The following is a 20,898-nucleotide window of genomic DNA, read 5'->3' as shown; positions in this document are numbered from 1 at the left end:
TACATGCCTCCGCGGTGCGACGTCGAAAGGTTTGCCATGCCAGAGTTATGGAGTATCGCGTCAGTTGTTCTGACTGATGGCCGGATCGCGCTTGTTGCGACCGGCGACGCGGCCCAGGCTGGCGATCCGGCCCGGCCGGGTGTGTGGTGGCTGGTGCAGGAAACCGCCGGGCAGGTCGGCTGGAACGGCGACTGGCAGTCGGCCGGCATTCCGGCGCCAGGTCTGCCCGCCAGGCGGGCGGCGCGGGTCGCGGTGTCTCTCCGCAGCCGGGGAGGTCTCGCGGCAGCCGTGTGCGGCGATGACAACGCGATTTGGTACGCCGCGCAGGAGAAGCCGGACGGTTCGTGGCCGGTGTGGTCCTCCCTCGGAACGCCGCCGGCCGCCGGCACGACCAGCCCCTCGGATCCCACCTTGGTCCAGGACGGCGAGGGCCGGATCGCGGTGTTCGTCACGGTGGTCGGCGAAGTGTGGACGCGCCGTCAGCACGAACCGCACGACCAGTACTCGTGGACGTCATGGGCTCCGGTGGGTGGCGAAGTGACCGTCATGGACGACTCGTCGGCGCGGCCGACTGTGGTGCTGCTGGACGACGGACGCCTCGAGGCTCTCACGAAGTCAGGCTCGTATCTTCGGTACATCCTGGAGAAAGCGGGCGGCGATGAGTGGGCACATTGGCGCCGGCTGGGCACTCCGCCGGCGTCGCGGCAGCCGCTCGCGGCCGTACAGGGAAGAAATCGCCTGGTGGTGGCCCTGTTGATGGAGTTCGGCCACATGGCCCAGAACGTGCAGTTGGCTCCCGGCGGCGACTGGGAGGGCTGGCACGTCATCGTGCCGCCGGGAGCCAACGGCTTCGCGCCTCTTGGCATGGCACTCGCCCTGCACGCCGACGGCCGTTCGGTCATCCTCGCCCCCTATGTGGACGACACCGGTCACGAGCAGGTCTGGTTGGTCGAACAGGCCGGGCCCTCAGCCGATGACTGGCGGTCCAGGGTTCTCGGTCCTCATCCGGCGCCGGAGCTCGAGGGCTTCGCCCGCCGGATCGAGGACCCGGTCCTGAACGTCGACGCCAATGGTCACCTCGTTGCCGCCTTCCGGGTCACCAACTCGACGAGCGTCTACTGGCTGCGGCAGAAGGAGATCAACGGCGACGTGTGGTTGGAGGGAATCCGCCGTGCGGCCCCGCCGGCCGGCTGATCGAGTCGGCGTCCTCGGCGGCCCGTCACCTGCTATTGCACAGCTCGACTATTCGGCTTCGTTCGCGGTTGCCGGGAGTATCCGCGAGGCCCGGACCGCTTGATCGGTCCGGGCTTCTGCCGTGCCGAGTGGGGCGTAGAGCCGTCGATGTGCGGCGGGCACCGGGGTGGCTTGCTTGCCAGGCGCTTCAGCCGCCGCAGGCCGCATGGGTTTGATGATGGGTGGTTTCTCTCAGGTGTGGTGGCGGGTGAAGAAGGCCCAGATGACTGCGTTGGCGTCCGGGTCCGGTGGCGGGTCGTCGGCGGCCGCGCGGACGGGGATCCCGCCGGGCCAGGCGTGCCCGCCACCATCGATGACGACCTGGGCCACCTCGGTGCCGTCGGCGCAGGGAGCGTGGATCGTGGTGCTGACGCTGCCTCGGCTCGTTTCGGTCGGTATGGCTGGGCAGGCGTTGTGCCGGGCCCAGAAGTCTTTCGCGTACGCGAGGGAGGTGTTCTGCCAGGGTGGTATCCCCGGCACCTCGCGGAGCGGTGGCCCGCCCGCGATGGGGACGTGCTGGTCGGCGTCGCCGTGGAGGTGCAGGACCGGCAGTGGGCGTGACGGTATGCACGGCTCGGTGTTGAGGGCGCCGGACACCGGCGCGATCGCGGCGATGCGGTCGGTCAGTTCGCAGCCCAGCCGGTACGCCATCATCGCACCGTTGGAGAAACCGGTGACATAGACGCGGGCCGGGTCGACGCGGAACTCTGCGGTGACCGCGTCGAGCATGGCGTGGATGAAGCCGACGTCGTTGACCCGCTGGTCTCGGGCGTATCCACAGCAGGTGCCCGCGTTCCAGGTCTTCAGCCGGGTACGGCCGCTGCCGTTCGGGTAGGCCACCACGAACCCCTGCTGGTCGGCGGTGGCGGTGAATCGGGTTTGCTGTTCGACCTGGGCGCCGTTGCCGCCGCCGCCGTGCAGCACGACGACGAGCGGGGCGGGACCGGCGAGCCCGCCCGGAACGTGAATCCGGTAGGTACGCGCGACGCCGTCGACGTTCACCGTGCGCTCGACCGTGCCGGGTGCCGGCGCGGGCTCGGGCCGCCGAGGTTGCTGGCATCCGGCAACGATGAGCACGCCCACCAGGACCATCGCCAGCGAGGATCTGCGCATGTGCCCATGATCTAGAACGCATGTCGCCGGTGGGTACGGACCAGGTTCGGGGACGGTAAAGCTGCGGCCTGCCGGCGCCGACGTCGCCGTCATGGCCCCGTCGCAGAATTGGCTCAAGCCGTCAGGGATAGAAGCGGTAGACGGCCTGCGCCACGCACGCGGGTTTGCTGCCGCCGTCCACCTCGACGGTGAAGTCGGCGAGGATCTGTACGCCGCCACCGGCGACGTCCGTCACCTCGGCCAGTCGCCCGGCGAGCCGGATCTTGGCGCCGACCGGCACCGGCGCCGGGAACCGCACCTTGTTGAGCCCGTAGTTCACGGACGTCCCCACGCCCTCGACCACCAGCAGCTCGCCGAAGAGGGGAATCAGGAGCGACAACGTCAGGTAGCCGTGGGCGATCGTCTGGCCGAAGGGTCCGGACCTGGCCCGCTCCGGGTCGACGTGGATCCACTGGTGATCGTCGGTGGCACCGGCGAAGGCGTTGACCCGGTCCTGGGTGATCTCCAGCCAGTCGCTGTGTCCCAGGTCCGCGCCGGCCACGGTCTTGAGATCGGCCAGACCGTTCACTGTGATGCTCATGCGATCGCAGGACTCGCTCATGTCGTCTCCTTGGCGTAGGTGTCGCGCAGCGGGTTCTTGAGAACCTTGCCGACTGCGTTGCGGGGCAGCTCGTCCACGAAGCGGAACGAGGCCGGGATCTTGTACTTGGCGATGCGGCCGAGCAGGAACTCGCGCAGTTCCTCCGCGCCGGCCCGCTGGCCGGGATGCAGCGACACGACGGCGTAACCGACCTCTCCCCACTTCTCGTCGGGCACGCCGAACACTCCGGCCTCGGCCACGGCGGGATGCTCGGCCAGCGCCTTCTCCACCTCGGCAGGGTAGATGTTCTCGCCACCCGAGATGATCATGTCTTTGATCCGGTCGACGAGGTACACGTAGCCGTCCCGGTCGGTCACCGCCACGTCGCCGGAGCGGAACCACACCCCGTCGTCGGTGAACGACGCCGCGGTGGTTTCGGGCCGGCCCCAGTAGCCCGACATCACGTTCGGCCCGGCAACCAGCACCTCGCCCTTCTCACCCGGTCCCGCGTCGGTCAGATCCGGCCGCGCCACGCGGACCTGGGTAAAGAAGTGCGGCACCCCGGCCGAGCCGGCCTTGGCCAGTACCTGAGTACGGTCGAGCAGCAGCACCCCGGGCGAAGCCTCGGTCATCCCGTACCCCTGGACGAACGCCAGGCCGCGGCTCAGATACGTGCGGATCGTCGCCTCGGGCACCGGCGCCCCGCCGCACATGAGCGTCCGCAGCGTGCTCAGATCCGTGTCCGGCCAACACGGATGGGCGGCGATGGCGTTGTACATCGCCGGCACGGCGAACATCAGCGTCACCCCGCGCTCCTCGACCAGCCGGAGCACCCGGCCCGCGTCGAAGGTCTGCTCCAGCAGCACCCGGCCACCCTTGAGCAGGGTCGGGAGGCAGTTCATGTTCAGTCCGGCGGTGTGGAACAGCGGTGCAACCAGCAGCGTCACCTCATCGCCGGCCAGGTCCGAGTCGACCAACACGTTGATGGCGTTCCAGGTGATGTTGCCGTGGGTCAGCACGGCACCCTTGGGTGTGCCGGTAGTGCCGGAGGTGTACATGATGATGCAGGGGTCGTCGGGGATGACGGCCTCGTCGATGACCGTGGTGGCGGTGTTGCCCACCGTGTTGCTGATAGAGCCGGCCAGCAGTTGCTGGTAGCCGTCGTCGAGCGCGAGCGCCCGGACCGGCGGCAACTCGGCTGCCACGGCCGCCAGCCGCGGGTCGTACACGAGGGTGCCGACGCCCGCGTCGGTGAGCTGGACGGCGAGCTCTGGCCCGGCCAGCCGGGCGTTGAGTGGCACGAAGACCGCGCCGAGCACGCCGGTGGCGAACATCGTCTCCAGGAACGCCGGATGGTTCGGTCCGAGGTACGCCACCCGGTCACCGCGGGACACGCCGAGCCGGCGCAGCCCGTGCGCCACCGACTGCACCCGCTCGTCCAGTTGGCGATAGGTCCATGCCTCGTCGCCGTACTCGATGGCGACACGTTCGGGCGTCTTGCGGGCCCGCCGGGCCGGCCACGAGCCGATTCCCTGGTTGCGCATCGCACACCCCTCCGCTGCGTCAGCTCTTGGCCAGCCCGAGCAACCGGGCGGCGTTGTCCTTGAGGATCTTCGGCCGCACTTCGGGCTTGATCGGCAGCTTGTCGAAGTCGGCCAGCCACCGGTCCGGTGTCAGCAGCGGATAGTCGGAGCCGAACAGCACCTTGTCCTGCAGCAGTGTGTTGGCGTACTGCACCAGTTGCGGCGGGAAGTACTTCGGCGACCACCCGGACAAGTCGATGTACACCAGCGGCTTGTGGGTGGCCACGGCCAGCGCCTCGTCCTGCCACGGGAACGACGGGTGGGCCAGGATGATCGGCAGGTCGGGGAAGTCGGCGGCCACGTCGTCGACGAACATGGGGTTGGAGTACTTGAGCCGGATCCCGCCGCCGCCCGGCGCACCGGCCCCGATGCCGGTCTGCCCGGTGTGGAAGACCACTGGCACGCCCAGTTCCTGAATCGCCTCGTACAGCGGGTACACCGCGCGGTCGTTGGGGTGGAACGCCTGCACGTTGGGATGGAACTTGAACCCGCGAACGCCATGGTCGCGGACCAGCCGGCCGGCCTGCCGGGCGCCGATCCGGCCCTTGGCGGGGTCGATGCTGGCGAACGGGATGAGCACGTCGCTGTGCGCGGCGCCGGCCTCGGCGATCTCCTCGTTCGCGATCGCCGGCACGCCGGTGGCGGCCTCCGCGTCGACGGTGAACACGACGCAGGCCATCCGGCGTTCCCGGTAGTAGGCGGCGATCTCGTCGAGCGTCGGCCGTGGGCCGCCGGCGGTCTTGAAGTAGTCGTCCGACGCCGCCTGCAGGTCCGCCGACAGCGATCCCGAACCCCGGGAGGAGACCTCGGCATGGGTGTGCACGTCGATGGCGACCAGGTCGGCGACGTTCATGACGGCATCACGATGCCGTACGTCTCGGGGCGCCGGCCAACGCCCGCCGGCCAGGCGGCGGCGATGGCCTCGGCGCTCCACCCACCGTCGGTGTACGCGGTGGCGATCTCCTGCGGGTGCGACCACAGCGACAGCTTGTCTCCGCCGATGCCGATGCACTGGCCGGTCACCTCGCGCGCCGCCGCCGAGGCGAGGAAGACGACCAGGCCGGCGCAGTCGTCGGCGGTGCCGAAGCCCTCACCCTTGCGCAGCGCGTCGGGCAGCGGCTCACCCCGCTCCTCCAGGGCCTCGACGTACGGTGCGAACGCCGGGATGGTCCGGGTCATCGCGGTCGCCGCGGTGGGGATCACCGCGTTGACGGTGATCTGTGCCTTGGCCAGTTCCAGGGCCCAGGTACGCACCATCGCGGCGATTCCGGCCTTGGCCGCGGCGTAGTTGGTCTGGCCGAAGTTGCCGCGCTGACCGGCGGGGGAACCGGCCACGATGACCGTGCCGCCCTCGTTCTGCTCCCGCATGCGTTGGGCGGCGGCCCGTACGCAGGTGAAGGTGCCGCGCAGATGGACCCGCACCACGGCGTCGAAGTCCTCGTCGGACATCTTCCACAGCACCCGGTCGCGCAGGATGCCCGCGTTGGTGCACATGATGTCGAGGCGGCCGAACTCACCGACCGCCCGGTCGACGAGGCGCTGCGCCGCGTCAGCGTCGCCGACGGCAACCACCTCGGCGACCGCGCGGCCGGCAGGCAGTTCGGCGACGGCCCGCTTGGCGACGTCGGCGTCGAGGTCGTTGATGACGACACTCGCGCCGGCCGCGGCGAACGCCTTGGCGTAGGCGAGGCCGAGGCCCTGCCCGCTGCCCGTGACGACAGCGACCTTTCCGGTGAGATCCATAGATTCTTCTTCCTCTGTCGGCGTCCTCTGTCGGCGGCGACGGGTGATCAGTCGGTGGGCAGGTACACGGACTTGGTCTGCAGGTACTCGTCGAGGCCCTCCGGGCCGTTCTCCCGACCGTGCCCGGACCGGCCGTAGCCGCCGAACGGCAGGGCCGCGTCGAGTACCGCCCAGGAGTTGACCCAGACGATCCCGGCGCGCAGTTTCGCGGCGACCCGGTGGGCGCGCGCGACGTCGTTGGTGTGCAGTCCGGCCGCGAGCCCGTACGGGGTGCCGTTGGCCATCGAGACCGCCTCGTCCTCGGTGTCGAACCGCTGGACGGTGACTACCGGGCCGAAGATCTCCTCCTGGACCACGCGGGCGTCGTCGGCCATGTCGGCGAGCACCGTGGGGGCGTAGAAGTAGCCGCCGTTGATGTCCAGCCGGTGTCCGCCGGCGACCACCCGTCCCTCGCCGAGGGCGACGTAACGTTCGACGTTCTCCAGGTGGTTCGGGCCGACCATCGGGCCGACGACGGTGGACTCGTGCTGGGGGTCGCCGACCGGCACGTGGGTGGCCGCCTCGGCGAGCGCGCCGAGCACGGTGTCGTACAGGTCGTTGTGCACGAGCAGGCGGGTGCCGCCCATGCAGAACTGGCCGGTGTTGAACACGAAGCCGCCGACCGCCGCCTCGATCGCGCGGGCCACGTCGGCGTCGGCGAAGATGATGTGGGCGCTCTTGCCGCCGAGTTCCATCGTGGTCGGCTTCACCCGGGCGGCTGCCGCGGCGGCGACCTTGACGCCGGTCGCGGTCGAACCGGTGAAGGCGATCTTGTCGACGCCGGGGTGCTCGGCCAGCGCGGCGCCGGTCGCGCCGCCGCCGGTGACCACGTTGAGCACGCCGTCGGGCAGCCCCGCCTCGGTGAGCAGCTCGGCCAGGCGCAGCGCGGTGAGCGGGGTGTCCTCGGCCGGCTTGTGCACAACGGTGTTCCCTGCCGCCAGCGCCGGGGCGATCTTGCTGGTGGACAGGATCAGCGGAAAGTTGAACGGGCTGATCGCGCCGACCACGCCGATCGGTTCCCGCAGGGTGTAGGCGAAGCCGGGCCGGCGGATGCTGCGGGTGGCTCCCTCGATGGTGCCGGCCAGGCCACCGTAGTAGGTGAAGTGGTCGATGGTGTCACCTAGATCGACCATGCGCGCGAAGGTGATGGGCTTTCCGGTATCCAGACTCTCGAGCTGGGCCAGTTCCTCGCGATGCGCCTGCAGCGTGGCGGCGATCTTGAGCAGCAGGTCGCCGCGCTCGCGGGCGCTCATCCGCGGCCACGGGCCCTCGTCGAAGGCGGTCCTGGCCGCGGTCACTGCCGCGTCGACGTCGGCGGCGTCGGCCTCGGCCACGGTGGTGATGTGCGTGCCGGTGGCCGGGTTGATCACGTCTCGCCGGCCGCCGGCTGCGGCGTCGCGCCAGCCGCCGCCGATGTAGAGGCGGCCCGGTGCCGCGGTCGGGGTGGACGTTTCGCGGACGGGTTCCTGGGTCTGGGTCATGATGCGATCTCCTGGACGGGGTGGGATTCAGAAGTGCAGGACCGGCTTGATGACACGGCCGCCGTGGATGTCGTCGGCGGCCTGCTGGATCTGGTCGAAGGGGTACGAGGTGATGAGCTTCTCCACCGGCAGCCGGCCCTGGGCGTGCAGGCGCACCATGGCGGGGATCAGCGACTGGGTCTGCGCGTCGCCGATGGTCACGCCGACCAGGGAGCGGCCGGGGAGCATCGCGTTGACGTCGACCGGAACGGTGGTGCCGAAAGGCGGCGCGCCCACGAACGCGAAGGTCCCGCCCACGGCGAGCCCGGCGATGCCGGCGGAGATGACGGCCGGTACGCCGGTGGCGTCGAGAATGCGGTCCACCCCGCGGCCGCCGGTGAGCTCGGTCAGCGCCGTGGCGAGATCGGCGCTGGTGGTGTCGACGGTGTGTGTGGCGCCGAGTTCGAGGGCCAGGTCGAGGCGCTGCGGCAACCGGTCGACTGCGATGATCTTGTTAGCGGGACTGAGGGCCGCGGCCATCACGGCGCTGAGCCCGACGCTGCCCGCGCCGAGGACGGCGACGCTCTGGCCCGGGCCGGGGCTGAGCACGTTGACGATCGTGCCGAAACCGGTGACCACGCCGCAGCCGAGAGGGGCGAGGACCTCCAGCGGGGTGTCGGGATCGACCTTCACGACGCTGCGTTCGTCGACGAGGGCGTGCCGGGCGAACGAGGACTGCCCGAAGAAGTAACCGTGCAGTTCGCCGCCGTCGGCGTCGGTCAGGGGTGCCGTCCCGTCGGGGCGGGCACCGGCGAGCAGGTTGCGCGGCAGCCATGTCTCGCACAGCGCGGGCCGGCCGTCCCGGCAGGCCCCGCAGGTGCCGCACGAGGTGAACGACAGCAGCACCCGGTCGCCCGGTGCGACGGAGGTGACCGTCGCGCCGACGGCCTCGACCACCCCGGCGCCCTCATGGCCGAGGACTCCCGGCAGCGGGAACGGAATGAACCCGGCCTGCACGCTCAGGTCGGTGTGGCACATGCCGGCGGCGACCATGCGCACCACGACCTCGTGGTCGGCAGGCCCGTTCAGGGTGATCCGTTCGATGGTGAAGGGCTTGCCGGCGCTGTGCACAGCGGCTGCGGCGGTAACGAGCGGCATGGGGCCTCCTGCGGTCTCAAGTTCATCCAGCTGACCGTCTGGCTATCAGGAATCCTGATTGCTAGTTTGTAGCTTGCCCATTGCGGAGTCGTCAACAGCGGCTCGCTGATCAGGAGAAATGCCCCCATCCGCGAAGGAGCCGATTCATGGCCGGCCCGCCGACCCTGACCACGTACCTGGTGAAACAGGTGGAATCGGCCATCAGGGCGCGATTGGACGTGGCCCTGCGGCAGCACGGCGTCACCACGGTGCAGTACACCGCGCTCACCGTGCTGCACCACCGCGGCGATCTGTCCTCGGCGCAGCTCTCCCGGCGATGTTTCGTCCGGCCGCAGACCATGCACGAACTGGTCGTCACCCTCGAACGCCAGGGCCTGATCCTGCGCCATCCGAGCACCGACCGGCGGCACGTGCTGCTCGCCCGGCTCACCCCGGCCGGATCCGCCAAGCTCGCTGAGTGCCGCGCCGATGCCGACCTGATCGAACGGGAGATGCTCGCAAATCTCACCGACGCGGAGCAGACCACCCTTCGCGCCCTGCTCGAACGTTGCCACCTGGCGCTCGCCCAAACGATGGGCGACACCGCCTGAGCCCTGACCCCGTACCCGAAGGAGCCCTTGATGCCCACCACCACCGTCGCCGGCACGACCGTGCACTACCGCACCGCCGGCACCGGCCCGGCGCTGGTCCTCGTGCCCGGCACCGGGCTGTCCGCCGACCTCAACTACGGCCACCTACTGGACGCGTTCACCGGCGACCGAACCGTGGTCCTGGCCGACTACGCCGGCGGCGGCGAGACCACCGACCCCGGCGGCGAGCTCACCCTCGACCTTCTCGCCCGGCAGATCGCCGCGGCAACCGCCGATGCCTCCCCGGACGCCCCGGTCGACCTGGTCGGCTTCTCGCTCGGCGCCGTCGTCGCCGCCGCGGTGGCCGGCAGCCACCCGGAACTCGTCCGCCGGCTGGTGCTGGTGGCCGGCTGGCCGGACCCCGAGGACGGCCGGCAGCAGTTGATGCTCGACGTGTGGACCGCGCTCGAACGCACCGACCACGACCTGCTCAACCGGTTCCTGCAACTGCAGTGCTTCAGCGCGCCGTTCCTGCACGGGCTGGGGCCGGAGGGCCTGCGGCAGTTCGTCGAGAACGGCCCGCCGATCACCCCGGGCATGCGCCGGCACCTCGAGGTCGACCGCACCGCCGACCTGCGTCCCCTGCTGCCCCGCATCACCGCGCCGACGCTGGTGGTCGGGCTGACCCGCGACCAGGTCGTGCCGGTCGAGCGCGCCCGGGCGCTGCACGAGATGATCGCCGGCAGCCAGTACGCCGAGATCGACAGCGGCCACGTGGTGGTCTTCGAGCGCCCGGCCGAACTCCTCGACACGGTCCAGAAGTTCCTGCTCGCGGAGTGAGTCCGTGGATTCGGTGGCCAGTCGTCTGCTGGCGGTTCTCGGCGCGTTCGACGCCGAGCACCGGCACCTGTCGCTGACCCAGCTCAGCCGGCGCACCGGCCTGCCGTTGGCCACCACCCACCGCCTGGTCGGCGAGCTGTCCGCCTGGGGCGCGCTGGAACGCGATGCACGGGGCCGGTACCGGATCGGCCTGCGGCTGTGGGAGGTCGCCTCACTCGCCCCGCGCGGCCTCGGCCTGCGCGAGACCGCCCTGCCGTTCCTGGAGGACCTGTACGAGGCCACCCACGAGAACGTGCAGTTGGCCGTGCTCGACGGCGCCGACGTGGTGTACGTGGAACGCATCGCCGGCCGTACCTCCGTGGGGGTTCGCAGCCGGGTCGGTGGCCGGTGGCCCGCACACAGCACCGGCGTCGGCCTGGTGCTGCTCGCGTACTCCGACGCCGAGGCGCAGGAACGCTACCTGGCCGGGCCGCTGGCCCGGTTCACCGACCGGACCATCACCGAGCCGGACCGGTTGCGCCGGGAACTCGCGCAGGTCCGACGCTGTGGGTACGCCGTGAGCGACGGTCAGGTGACCCTGGACGCGCTGTCCGTGGCCGCACCCGTGCACGGCACCACCGACGAGGTGGTGGCCGCTCTGTCCATTGTCGTCCGCGCCGGATCGGTGGCACCGGCGACGCTGGTCCCCGCGGTGCGCACCGCCGCCCGCGGCATCTCGCGCGCGCTCCGGATTCAGCCACGGTCCTTCCGGCCAACGGAAGGACCGTAGCGGCGGGAGCGGCCCGGCACCGATCGTCGGAGTGACACCCGTCGCGGCAGACCGGGAGACGCCATGAACGAGCAAAACGAGGGCATCATCAAGCAGAGTCAGCCCGGTCAGGGCGGGGTCACCACGAAGTGGGGATCCGGCATGACCGACTTCGTCCGCAATCAGTGGTACGTCGCCGCATGCACCGAGGAGGTCGGCGAGCAGTTGCTCGGCCGGACGATCCTCGCCGAACCGATCGTGCTCTACCGCACCCAGGACGGCACCGCGGTGGCGCTGGGCGACCGGTGCGTACACCGCCGGTACCCGCTGTCGCTGAGCGGGCGCGACGGCGATCGCATCGTCTGCGGCTACCACGGCTTCACCTATGAACCCAGCGGCGCCTGTGTCTACGTGCCCGGACAGACCAGGATCCCGCGCACCGCCAGGGTGCCCGCCTACCCGGTCGTCGAACAGGACTCGCTGGTCTGGGTGTGGATCGGCGATCCGGACCGGGCCGACGCCGCAACCATCCCGCGGGCGCCCTGGCTGGCCTCGCCCCGCTACACCACGGTGCGCGGCATGGAGCCGCTGGCCGCCCGGTACGGCCTGCTGGTGGACAACCTGCTCGACCTGTCCCATGAGACCTACCTGCACGGCGGCTACATCGGCACCCCGGAGGTGGCCGAGACGCCGATCACCACCGAGGTCGACGAGGACGCCGGCATCGTGCACGTACGGCGCCGGATGAAGGACGTCGAGTGCCCGCCGTTCTACGCGAAGTCGACCGGCATCGAGGGGCGCATCGACCGCTGGCAGGACATCGAGTACCACCCGCCCGGGCTGTACCTGCTGCACAGCCGGATCGCGCCGACCGGCGTCGAGCCGGGCCCGGACGGCGACGACAGCGCCGCCTGCCATGCCGAGATCGTGTACGCGATCACCCCGGAGACCGAGAGCAGCACGTTGGACTTCTGGATGGTTGCCCGCGACTTCGCCCTCGGCGACGAGGCGGTCTCCGACTATCTGGCGACGAGCAACCACACCGTGGTCATGCAGGACGTGATGGCCCTCAACGCCCTGGAGCGGGTGATCGCCGGCGAACCGGACGGCTACCAGGAGCTCAGCATCAACATCGACACCGGGGGGCTGGCCGCCCGGCGAATGCTGCGGAAGCTCGCGGGGCAATGAGCAAGCGAATCATCAACTCAGTGCCTTGCGAATGCATCGCGGAGCGATCGCATGAGTAGCACCGTCTACCGGATCGTCTGGGCGCCGGGCTCCGACCGGCTGCACGGCACCTGCCACTGCGGTGCCGAGCACGACGCCGACGACCCCGTCGAGATGTGGCAGTGGCTGCTGGCCCACCCGGAACACGCCGCCCCCGCGCCCGAGGGGGCGACCCGATGACCGGGCAACTGCGCGAGGGCATCAGGCAGAGCCCGCCCGGCGTGACCGACGTGCTCGTCCACGAGGTGCGGCCCCTCGCCGAGGGGGTACTGGGGCTGACCCTGCGGGCGGCAGACAACGGCGAGTTGCCGCCGTGGCGTCCGGGCGCCCACGTCGACCTTCGGCTGAAGCCCGGCGTGGTGCGGCAGTACTCGCTCTGCGGCGACCCCGCCGACCGGTACCGCTGGCAACTGGCGGTGCTGCGCGAACCGGCGAGCCGGGGCGGCTCCCGGTACGTCCACGAACGGCTCGCGCCGGGCACCAGACTGCAGGTCGACGGCCCCCGCAACCACTTCGAACTGCTGCCGGCCCGCGAGTATCTCTTCATCGCCGGCGGCATCGGCATCACCCCCATCTTGCCGATGGTCGCCACCACCGCCGCGGCCCAGGGTGCCTCCTGGCGGCTGCTGTACGGCGGACGCCACCGCGCCTCGATGGCGTTCCTGGACCGCCTGGACCGCTACGGCGACAGGGTCTGCGTGCAGGCCCAGGACGAGACCGGCCTGCTCGACCTGAGCCCGCTCGACAGCCCCGGCCCGGACACCCTGGTGTACTGCTGCGGACCCGAACCGCTGCTCGCCGCGGTGGAGAAACGCTGCGCCGGCTGGCCGGCGGGCACACTGCGGACCGAGCGGTTCGCCGCGCGGCCGGCCGCGCCCGCCGTCGACCACGACATCGAGGTGCTGCTGCGGCAGAGCGGCCGGACCGTGCGGGTGCCCGCGGGCATCTCCATCCTCGAGGCTGTCGAACAGGACGGGGTCGCCGTGCTCTCCTCCTGTGGCGAGGGCACCTGCGGCACCTGCGAGACCGGCGTGCTCGAGGGGGAGCCGGAGCACCGCGACTCCGTACTCACCGCGGCGGAGCGCGTCGCCGGCGACGTCATGATGATCTGCGTGTCTCGGAGCCGGGGGCAACGCCTGGTGCTCGACCTGTAAGACATTCTCTGTCAACCTCGAGCCGCCAGTTTGACGGTCACGTCTGGGCGGCGGCCCGGATCTGTGTCCAGGTGACGTGTACGGGGTGGTGGGCGCCGGACGACGAGTTGGCGAGCAGTTCCAGCGTGCGGCGGCGGGTGTCGGGGCTCAGGTCGTCGCCGAGGCGGTCGAGGTAGATGATCATCGACGGGCGGGCCAGGCCGCCGAGGGCTTCGCGGACGGTGTTGACCAGTTCCTGCGCGAGTGCAGTGTCGGGGACCACGTTGGTGGTGGGCACGACATAGGCGACGAGTCGGCGTCCGTGCTCGGGGTCGGTACAGGTGACGACCTCGGCGGCGGCCAGGAAGGGATGGTCGAGGAGTACGTCGCGGACCTCGGTCAGCGAGACCAGTTGGCCGGAGACGCTGACGACGGGGTCGATGCGGCCGAGGAACTCCAGCCGGCGGCGGCGCTCGGCGTCGTCGGCGTGGCGGATCGCCCGGTCGCCGGTCGAGTAGACGCCGTCGCGGCGGCCCCAGTGGTCAAAGGCATCGGCGGCGCCGTCGCCGAGGAGGGTGCGCATGGTGCCGGCCCATGGGCGGTGCAAGATCAGCTCTCCGGCGGTGCCGTCCGGGCTGGGTCGCCCGGCCGGGTCGACGACAGCCAGGCCGGCGTCGGGCAGGCGAACGGGGTCTGTTGGCCGGTCGACGGTCACGATGCCGCCGAGTTCGAGTTGGCCCCAGCCGTCGCCGACGGTGTCGGGATCACCGGTGACCTGGTCGGCGATCCAGGTGCGCAGCGCGGGTGGGAGGGGTTCGGCGATCGTCACGACGCGGTTCACTGTGCGTCGTGCCGGCTCGGGTGGAGCCGCGTCGGGCCATTCGCGGACCCGGGCGAGCACGGACGGCGTGGTGAGCAGGGTGGCGACGTTGTAGCGTTCGATGACGTCCCAGAGCCGGTGGTGGGTGGGCACATCGAGTGTTCCTTCGAACATCACGGTGGTGTCGCCCCAGGCGAGCGGGCCGATGATCCCATGGGTCTGTGCGCCGATCCAGGCGAGGTCGCCGGCGCACCAGAACACACCGCCGTCGGACAGCCCGTAGCGGTGGACGGCGACGGCCGCGGCGAGCAGGGTGGCGGTGCCGTGCGCGGCGGTGACCGGCCGGCCCCGCCGATTCGCCAGCCAGCTCATGAGGAGTGGGTGTTCGGCCGGCAGCGCCGGGGCGGGCGCGGTTGCCGCCGGGACGCGGGCCGGGGCGAGCAGGTCATGCAGCCAGCGGTCACCTTCATACCAGGCCACGTCGAGACCGGTGCGGCGGACCACAACGGTGTGCTCGACGCCGACGACAGCGGTCAGGGCATCGTCGACCCGCGCCTTGGTGGGGATGATCGTGCCGTGGCGCCACGCGCCGTCCTGGGTGAGCAGGATCCGGGGAGCCAGGTCGTCAAGGCGTTCGGCGAGGGCTTCGACCGGCAGCGGCACGGGGATGACGGCGAAGGGGGCTCCGATGCGGGCGCAGGCGAGCATCGCCACGACGGCCTCGGGCAGCCAGCCCAGATGGATGGCGACGCGGTCACCGACATCGACGCCGAGCCCACGCAGGGCCGCGGCGAAGGCGGTGACCTCGTCCGAGAGATCCCGGTAGGTCAGCGTCCGCCGGTCGCCGGGCTCGCCCTCCCAGTGGATCGCCGGCTGGTCGGCACGGGCCGCCAGGTGCCGGTCGACGCAGTTGCCGGCGAGGTTGATGGTGCCGTCGGGAAACCAGCGGCCGTATCGGCCGCCGGATTGATAGATCGCAGTCGGACTGGCATTCCAGGTGAGCAGGTCAGCGATCGGCGCCCAGCGGGACAGGTCCGGTTCACGCATGGCCGAGCGTCCTGCCGGCTGCCTGGGCGGCGCGGTCGAGGTGGGCCGCGGCTCGGTCGACGTCGTTGTCGCCGACGGTGGCGGTCAGGGCGGCGGCCGCGTGGTCGTAGGCGTCCACGACCGGCACCGCGACCTCGGTATTTCCATGCTCTGCGCCGCCGAGAGTGAGGTGCAACGCGGTGCGCCAGGCGGCCCGCCGGGTTTCCGCGACCGCACGTTCGTCGGCGGACGCCAGCGCAAGAGCGAGTGCCCAACCGGTGTCGTCGGCGCGCGCGGCCAGCAGCCGCCCCGCCGCGCTGCGCACCGCCGGCACGACCCGGTGCGGCTCCCGGTAGGGCCCGGCGTCCGCGCCGTCCGCGCCGTCGATGTAGGTCACCGAACCCCGCACGAAGAGGACGATCCGCACGGAGGTGCCGAGGGCGTCGCGCACCGGCAGCAGATACGGCGACAGCGCCGCGAGGACGGGAAGCCGGGCCAGGTAGCGCTGGGAGAGCCGGACGAGTTCCGGACCGAGGCCGTACCGGGAGGACCGGGCATCCTGCTCGACCAGCCCGGCGACGGTCAGCGATCGAAGCAGCCGGTGCACGGTGGGCAACGACAGCCCGGACTGTTCGGCCAGCTCGGTGAGCTGCTGGTGGGCGGGTCCGTCGGAGAGGAGGTGCAGCAGCAGGGCGGCGTTCCGGACGGTGCCGAGGGTGCCGCGGGAATCGGTTCCCCTGCCTGGCTGCGCATCCAACTCCGTCACGGCGCCACGATATCAGGGAGGAACTCGATTCCGGATACAGTGGTTGACTTCCGCATAGTGAAAAAGTAGCGTGCGTCACACACGGAAAAGGGGTCCGACTTGACCGTCCGCGAGTACCAGTTTCCGCTCAACGGGAGCACGGTGGCGCCCGGCCAGCCACTGCTCGTGGTGGCGGACCTCGGGCTGCGTTTCGGCGGGGTGCAGGCTCTCGACGGGGTCGCGCTCACCGTGCGGCAGGGCGAGATCCACGCGGTGATCGGCCCCAACGGTGCGGGCAAGTCGAGCCTGCTCAACTGCCTGTCCGGGCTGTACCGGCCGCAGCGCGGGACGGTGAACCTCTACCACGCCGAAGGCCGGTCGGATCTGATCGGGCGCCGTCCCCACCAGATCGCGCGGCTGGGGGTGGCCCGCTCGTTCCAGAACATCGAACTGTTCCGGCATCTGACGGTTTTGGAGAACCTGATGCTCGGCCGGCACACCCGGATGAGCCACGCATTGCTGCCGGCGTTGATCTGGTTCGGCCCGGCCCGGCGGCAGGAGATCACCCACCGGGCGCTGGTCGAGGAGGTCATCGACCTGCTCGAACTGCAGGCGGTGCGGCACAAACCGGTCGGCACGTTGGCGTACGGATACGCCAAGCGGGTGGAACTCGGGCGGGCGTTGTGCCTGCAGCCTGCCGTGCTCCTGCTCGACGAACCGATGGCCGGCATGAACGCCGAGGAAAAGGAGTCGATGGCGCGTTACATTCTCGACGTCAATGAACTGGCCGGGGTCAGTGTGGTGCTCATCGAGCACGACATGGACGTGGTCATGGACATCTGCCACGCCGTCACCGTCCTGGACTTCGGCCGGCTCATCGCCACGGGCGTTCCGGCACAGGTCAGGCAGAACCCGGCCGTGATCGAGGCCTACCTCGGCGCGCCGGCGGAGCCGGGACGATGACATCGACGTTTCCCCAGCTGCTGTGGTCGCTGGCCGCCGAACACCCGGCCGCGACCGCCCTGCAGGAGAAGCGGTACGGCATCTGGCAACCGATGACCTGGGCGCAGTACGCGCGGCGGGTGCGCGACTTCGCCCACGGCCTGGCCGGCCTGGGAGTCGGCCGTGGCGACATCGTGGCCGTGCTCGGCGACAACCGGCCCGAATGGCTCATCACCGAACTGGCCGTGCAGAGCCTCGGCGGCGCCGTGGTCGGCGTGTATCCGACCAGCATCGGCGAGGAGATCCGGCACGTCCTGGCGACGGCCGAGGTCCGCGTGGTGGTCGCCGAGGATCAGGAGCAGGTCGACAAACTGATCGCGTTGAAGGACCAGTTACCCAAGCTCGCCACGATCGTGTACTACGACCCGCACGGCCTGGCGCATTATCCGGAGCCATACCTGGGCCGGTTCACCGACGTCGAGACCGCCGGCCGCGCCGATGCCGAGCACCGGCCGGGCTGGCTGGACGCCCGCATCGCGGCGGGCAACCCGGACGACACCGCGCTGATCTGCACCACGTCCGGCACGACCGCCCGTCCCAAGCTCGCCGAGTTGACCCATGCGAACCTGCTCGCGATGACCGCGCACCTTATCGAGATCGACCCGGTCCGGCCAGGCTTCCGCTACGTGTCGTTCCTGCCGTTGGCATGGATCGGGGAGCAGATGCTCGCACTCGGCTGCGGCTTGGGTGCGGGCCTGACGCTGTCATTCCCGGAGGACGCCGCGACCCAACGTGCGGATCTGCGCGAGGTCGGCCCGGATCAGATGTTCAGCCCGCCGCGGATCTGGGAATCGATGCTGTCCGACGTTCAAGTCCGCATCGACGAGGCGGGATGGCTCAAGCGCCGGGTGTTCCGCTGGGCTTACGACGTCGGTGATCGGGTCGCCGCCTGCCGGGTACGCGGGGTGGCGCCCGCCCCGGCGTTGCGCCTGGCGCACGTGGTGGCGTCCGCGGTGGGACTGCGTCCGGTGCGCGACCAGTTGGGCCTGGCCCGGATCAAACGCTGCTACACCGGCGGCGCGCCGCTGTCGCCGGAGGTGTTCCGCTTCTTCCACGCCATTGGCGTCAACCTCAAGCAGATTTACGGACAGACCGAGATCTGCGGCATCGCGGTGGCCCACCGCGACGACGACGTCCGGTTCCACACCGTCGGTCGCCCGATCCCGGGCGCCGAGCTGCGGCTGAGCGATGACGGGGAGATCCTGCTGCGCTCGGCCAGTGTGTTCCGCGGCTACCTGCACAGCCCCGCGGCGACCGCGGCCGCGAAGGACGGCGACGGCTGGCTGCACACCGGCGATGCGGGCTATCTGGACGACGGGCACCTGGTCGTCATCGACCGGCTCGCCGACGTGTTGCGCCTGCCCGACGGCACCCGATTCTCGTGCGCATTCATCGAGAACCGGCTGAAGTTCTCGCCGTTCGTCGAGGAGGCGGTCGCGTTCCACGGCGACGGCGGCATCACCGCGATCGTGTGCGTGGACGCGGCGACCGTCGGGGCGTGGGCCGAGCGGACCCGGCTCGGGTACACCACCTTTACCGATCTCACCGGTCGGGCCGAGATCGGCGAGTTGTTGGCGGAGGAGATCGCGCGTGCCAACGCCGATCTGCCCGAGGCGATCCGGGTACGCCGATTCGTCCTGTTACACAAGCAGCTCGACCCCGACGACGACGAGATCACCCGCACCCGCAAGGTCCGGCGCAGCGTCGTCGCCGACCGCTACGCCGGAATCATCGCCGCCCTCGATCGTGGCGACGGCACGGTCGAGGTGCACACCACGGTCTCCTATCAGGACGGCAGCACGGCGACGCGGACCGTCACCCTGGCGGTGCGCAGTCCTCTCGACGTCGCCGCGCTGGTCTCCCGGCGCCGTCGCCCGGCCTGGAGCGGACGCACATGAGTCAGTTCGTGCAGTTGACGGTGTACGGGCTGGCCAACGGCGCGGTGTTGGCGCTGGCCGCGTTGGGCTTCGTGCTCATCTACAAGGCGACCAGCGTCATCAATTTCGCCCAGGGTGAACTGCTGCTCGTCGGCGCGTACCTGTTCTACACCGCCTTCGTCCTGCTGCGGCTGCCGCTGGCGGTCGCGGTGCTGGGCGGCGTCGTCGCCGCCGCCGTGCTCGGCGTCGCGATCGAACGCCTGGTTCTGCGGCCGCTGATCGGCGAGGATCCGATAGCCGTGATCATGGTGACGATCGGGTTGGCAGCGGTGCTCAAAGCAGCCGTGACGATGTTCTACGGCACCACCCCGCGCGAGATGCCCAAGGTGCTGCCGGCCGGGACGGTCACCGTCGCCGGCGCGACGGTGCCGCTGGACCGCATCTTCGCCGTCGCGATCGCCGTGGTGGTCCTGACCGCGGTCACCGTGTTCTTCCGGTTCTCACGGCACGGGATCGCGATGCGGGCGGTCGCCGATGACCAACAGGCGGCCCTTGCGCAGGGCATTTCGGTGCGGCGCATCTTCGCCCTGGCCTGGGCGATGGCCGCGGTCAGCGCGCTGATCGCCGGCATCCTGCTCGCCGACATCGCCGAGGTGAGCCAGAACCTGGCCACGTTCGGGCTGGTGGTGTTCCCGGTCGTGATCCTCGGCGGCCTGGACTCGGTGCCCGGCACCATCGTCGGCGGCGCGGTCATCGGCCTGCTCAGCCAGTACGCCGAGGGCGTATCCGCCGGAGCGTCCCAGGTCGTGCCCTACGTGGCGCTGGTGCTGATCCTGCTGGTGCGACCGTACGGGTTGTTCGGCCAACCGCGCATCGAGAGGGTTTGAGATGGCCGCCACCGCCACCGGGGTGTTCCACACCTCGTACGCCGCCGAGTTGCGACTGCGGCACACCAGCGCCGAACGCCTGCGGCTGGTGCTCGTCTTCGCCGGGCTGCTCGCCCTGCCGTGGCTGGTCAACACGTACTGGCTCGGCATCGTCAACACCATCGGCATCGCCGCCATCGGCGCGGTGGGTCTGAACATCCTGGTCGGCTTCACCGGCCAGATCTCCCTCGGCCAGGGCGGGTTTCTCGCCGTCGGCGCGTTCACCTCGGGCTTGCTGGTGCAGCGCGCGGGACTGCCGGTGCCGCTGGCGATGTTCGCCGCGGTGGTGGTGACCGCGGCTGTGGGCGCCTTCTTCGGGCTGCCCGCCCTGCGCCTGAAGGGGCTCTACCTGGCCATCGCGACAATCGCGAGCCAGGAGATCATCGTGTTCGTGGTCCGCCGGTGGGGTTGGCTCACCGGCGGGCAGGGCTTCCTCGACGTCGACCGGCTGACCATCTTCGGCTGGCGGGTGCCGCGCACCAGCTTCGAGTTCGTCTGGTACTGGATCATCGCCGGCCTCGCCGTGCTGGCCGTCATCAGCGCCCGCAACCTGTTACGCACCGCGCTCGGCCGCTCGTTCATGGCCGTGCGCGACCACGACATCGCCGCCTCGGCGATCGGGGTCGATCTGACCCGCACCAAGCTGATGGCCTTCGCCGTCTCGTCCGGTTACGTCGGCTTGGCCGGCGCGCTGACCGCCCACTACACCCAAACCGTCACCTGGGAACGGTTCACCATCGACATCTCGGTCCAGTACCTCGCCATGATCATTGTCGGTGGGCTGGGCAGCGTGGCCGGCGCCGTGTACGGGGCGGCGTTCATCATGCTCCTACCGCCGTTGCTCGCCGAACTCGCCGACGCGCTGCGGACGTCGGCTCCGATCCTCGCCGACCAGCTACCGGCCGTGCAGGCGGCCAGCTTCGGCCTGGTCATCGTCCTGTTCCTGCTGTTCGAACCCCGCGGCCTGGACCGGATCTGGCGCCGCGTCAAGGACTACGTGCGGTTCTGGCCGTTCCGCTACTGAACTCTCTTCCGGCCCGTGCCCCCGGCCGGAAGAGACCGTCAAAGGAGGTCCG

At 70.5% G+C, this 20,898-nt stretch carries 20 protein-coding genes; 11 read left to right on the top strand and 9 right to left on the bottom strand.

The features are described from left to right. Positions 1-153: 153 nt before the first annotated feature. The gene (locus ACZ6TI_RS37515) at positions 154-1,194 is read left to right on the top strand and encodes a DUF8189 domain-containing protein (protein WP_465349994.1); all 1,041 of its coding nucleotides are present in this window, start codon (positions 154-156) and stop codon (positions 1,192-1,194) included. 231 nt (positions 1,195-1,425) lie between these two features. Here ACZ6TI_RS37515 and ACZ6TI_RS37510 read toward each other — a convergent pair whose 3' ends face one another. From ACZ6TI_RS37510 to ACZ6TI_RS37480, 7 genes are all read right to left on the bottom strand, one after another. Beyond that, positions 1,426-2,346 carry an extracellular catalytic domain type 1 short-chain-length polyhydroxyalkanoate depolymerase gene (locus tag ACZ6TI_RS37510; protein ID WP_465349993.1) on the bottom strand — a complete coding sequence of 307 codons (921 nt, stop codon included), beginning with the start codon at positions 2,344-2,346 and terminating at the stop codon, positions 1,426-1,428. Between the two features lie 121 nt (positions 2,347-2,467). Beyond that, positions 2,468-2,947, bottom strand: a complete 480-nt coding sequence (locus ACZ6TI_RS37505) for a MaoC family dehydratase (RefSeq protein WP_465349992.1) — start codon at positions 2,945-2,947, stop codon at positions 2,468-2,470. Further along, on the bottom strand, positions 2,944-4,470 hold the full coding sequence (locus tag ACZ6TI_RS37500) for an acyl-CoA synthetase (protein ID WP_465349991.1): 1,527 nt from the start codon (positions 4,468-4,470) through the stop codon (positions 2,944-2,946). Before ACZ6TI_RS37500 ends, ACZ6TI_RS37505 begins: the two co-directional genes overlap by 4 nt. A gap of 19 nt (positions 4,471-4,489) precedes the next feature. Beyond that, positions 4,490-5,362 (bottom strand): amidohydrolase family protein, encoded by an 873-nt coding sequence (locus ACZ6TI_RS37495; protein ID WP_465349990.1) that lies wholly within the window; start codon positions 5,360-5,362, stop codon positions 4,490-4,492. Next, a complete protein-coding gene (locus ACZ6TI_RS37490; RefSeq protein ID WP_465349989.1) occupies positions 5,359-6,252 on the bottom strand; it encodes an SDR family NAD(P)-dependent oxidoreductase in 894 nt (297 codons plus the stop codon). The genes ACZ6TI_RS37495 and ACZ6TI_RS37490 overlap by 4 nt, the downstream gene beginning before the upstream one ends. A gap of 47 nt (positions 6,253-6,299) precedes the next feature. Next, positions 6,300-7,772, bottom strand: coding sequence for an aldehyde dehydrogenase family protein (locus ACZ6TI_RS37485; protein WP_465349988.1), 1,473 nt, complete (start codon positions 7,770-7,772; stop codon positions 6,300-6,302). A gap of 27 nt (positions 7,773-7,799) precedes the next feature. Then, complete coding sequence (locus ACZ6TI_RS37480) at positions 7,800-8,909, bottom strand: NAD(P)-dependent alcohol dehydrogenase (RefSeq protein ID WP_465349987.1); 1,110 nt, start codon at positions 8,907-8,909, stop codon at positions 7,800-7,802. Between the two features lie 146 nt (positions 8,910-9,055). On the opposite strand from ACZ6TI_RS37480, the gene ACZ6TI_RS37475 reads away from it, so the two are divergent. From ACZ6TI_RS37475 to ACZ6TI_RS37450, 6 genes are all read left to right on the top strand, one after another. Further along, positions 9,056-9,499 carry a MarR family winged helix-turn-helix transcriptional regulator gene (locus ACZ6TI_RS37475; protein WP_465349986.1) on the top strand — a complete coding sequence of 148 codons (444 nt, stop codon included), beginning with the start codon at positions 9,056-9,058 and terminating at the stop codon, positions 9,497-9,499. Between the two features lie 30 nt (positions 9,500-9,529). After that, positions 9,530-10,318 (top strand): alpha/beta fold hydrolase, encoded by a 789-nt coding sequence (locus tag ACZ6TI_RS37470; RefSeq protein WP_465349985.1) that lies wholly within the window; start codon positions 9,530-9,532, stop codon positions 10,316-10,318. A 4-nt stretch (positions 10,319-10,322) separates the two neighbouring features. After that, positions 10,323-11,087 carry an IclR family transcriptional regulator gene (locus tag ACZ6TI_RS37465; RefSeq protein WP_465349984.1) on the top strand — a complete coding sequence of 255 codons (765 nt, stop codon included), beginning with the start codon at positions 10,323-10,325 and terminating at the stop codon, positions 11,085-11,087. Positions 11,088-11,150: 63 nt separating this feature from the next. Further along, positions 11,151-12,254 (top strand): Rieske 2Fe-2S domain-containing protein, encoded by a 1,104-nt coding sequence (locus tag ACZ6TI_RS37460; RefSeq protein ID WP_465349983.1) that lies wholly within the window; start codon positions 11,151-11,153, stop codon positions 12,252-12,254. 51 nt (positions 12,255-12,305) lie between these two features. Then, positions 12,306-12,473, top strand: coding sequence for a hypothetical protein (locus ACZ6TI_RS37455; RefSeq protein WP_465349982.1), 168 nt, complete (start codon positions 12,306-12,308; stop codon positions 12,471-12,473). Next, positions 12,470-13,447: a PDR/VanB family oxidoreductase gene (locus ACZ6TI_RS37450; protein WP_465349981.1), complete on the top strand. Its 978-nt coding sequence runs from the start codon at positions 12,470-12,472 to the stop codon at positions 13,445-13,447. The genes ACZ6TI_RS37455 and ACZ6TI_RS37450 overlap by 4 nt, the downstream gene beginning before the upstream one ends. 37 nt (positions 13,448-13,484) lie before the next feature. Here ACZ6TI_RS37450 and ACZ6TI_RS37445 read toward each other — a convergent pair whose 3' ends face one another. Both ACZ6TI_RS37445 and ACZ6TI_RS37440 read right to left on the bottom strand, forming a co-directional pair. After that, positions 13,485-15,293 carry an AMP-binding protein gene (locus tag ACZ6TI_RS37445; RefSeq protein WP_465349980.1) on the bottom strand — a complete coding sequence of 603 codons (1,809 nt, stop codon included), beginning with the start codon at positions 15,291-15,293 and terminating at the stop codon, positions 13,485-13,487. Continuing rightward, positions 15,286-16,038, bottom strand: coding sequence for a helix-turn-helix domain-containing protein (locus tag ACZ6TI_RS37440; RefSeq protein ID WP_465349979.1), 753 nt, complete (start codon positions 16,036-16,038; stop codon positions 15,286-15,288). Before ACZ6TI_RS37440 ends, ACZ6TI_RS37445 begins: the two co-directional genes overlap by 8 nt. 99 nt (positions 16,039-16,137) lie before the next feature. Here ACZ6TI_RS37440 and ACZ6TI_RS37435 point away from each other — a divergent pair, with 99 nt between their 5' ends. The 4 genes from ACZ6TI_RS37435 to ACZ6TI_RS37420 are packed head-to-tail and all read left to right on the top strand — an operon-like array spanning position 16,138 to position 20,846. Beyond that, entirely contained in the window at positions 16,138-16,980 is an 843-nt protein-coding gene (locus ACZ6TI_RS37435; protein ID WP_465349978.1) for an ABC transporter ATP-binding protein, read from the top strand. Next, the gene (locus tag ACZ6TI_RS37430) at positions 16,977-18,917 is read left to right on the top strand and encodes an AMP-binding protein (RefSeq protein ID WP_465349977.1); all 1,941 of its coding nucleotides are present in this window, start codon (positions 16,977-16,979) and stop codon (positions 18,915-18,917) included. Before ACZ6TI_RS37435 ends, ACZ6TI_RS37430 begins: the two co-directional genes overlap by 4 nt. Continuing rightward, a complete protein-coding gene (locus tag ACZ6TI_RS37425; RefSeq protein ID WP_465349976.1) occupies positions 18,914-19,783 on the top strand; it encodes a branched-chain amino acid ABC transporter permease in 870 nt (289 codons plus the stop codon). The genes ACZ6TI_RS37430 and ACZ6TI_RS37425 overlap by 4 nt, the downstream gene beginning before the upstream one ends. Position 19,784: 1 nt before the next feature. Further along, on the top strand, positions 19,785-20,846 hold the full coding sequence (locus ACZ6TI_RS37420) for a branched-chain amino acid ABC transporter permease (RefSeq protein WP_465349975.1): 1,062 nt from the start codon (positions 19,785-19,787) through the stop codon (positions 20,844-20,846). The last annotated feature ends 52 nt before the right edge of the window (positions 20,847-20,898 follow it).

The organism is Actinoplanes sp. NPDC051388 (genome assembly GCF_055586225.1).
Note: the sequence above shows the minus strand (reverse complement) of the source record. Positions and strands in the feature narration are given on the sequence as shown.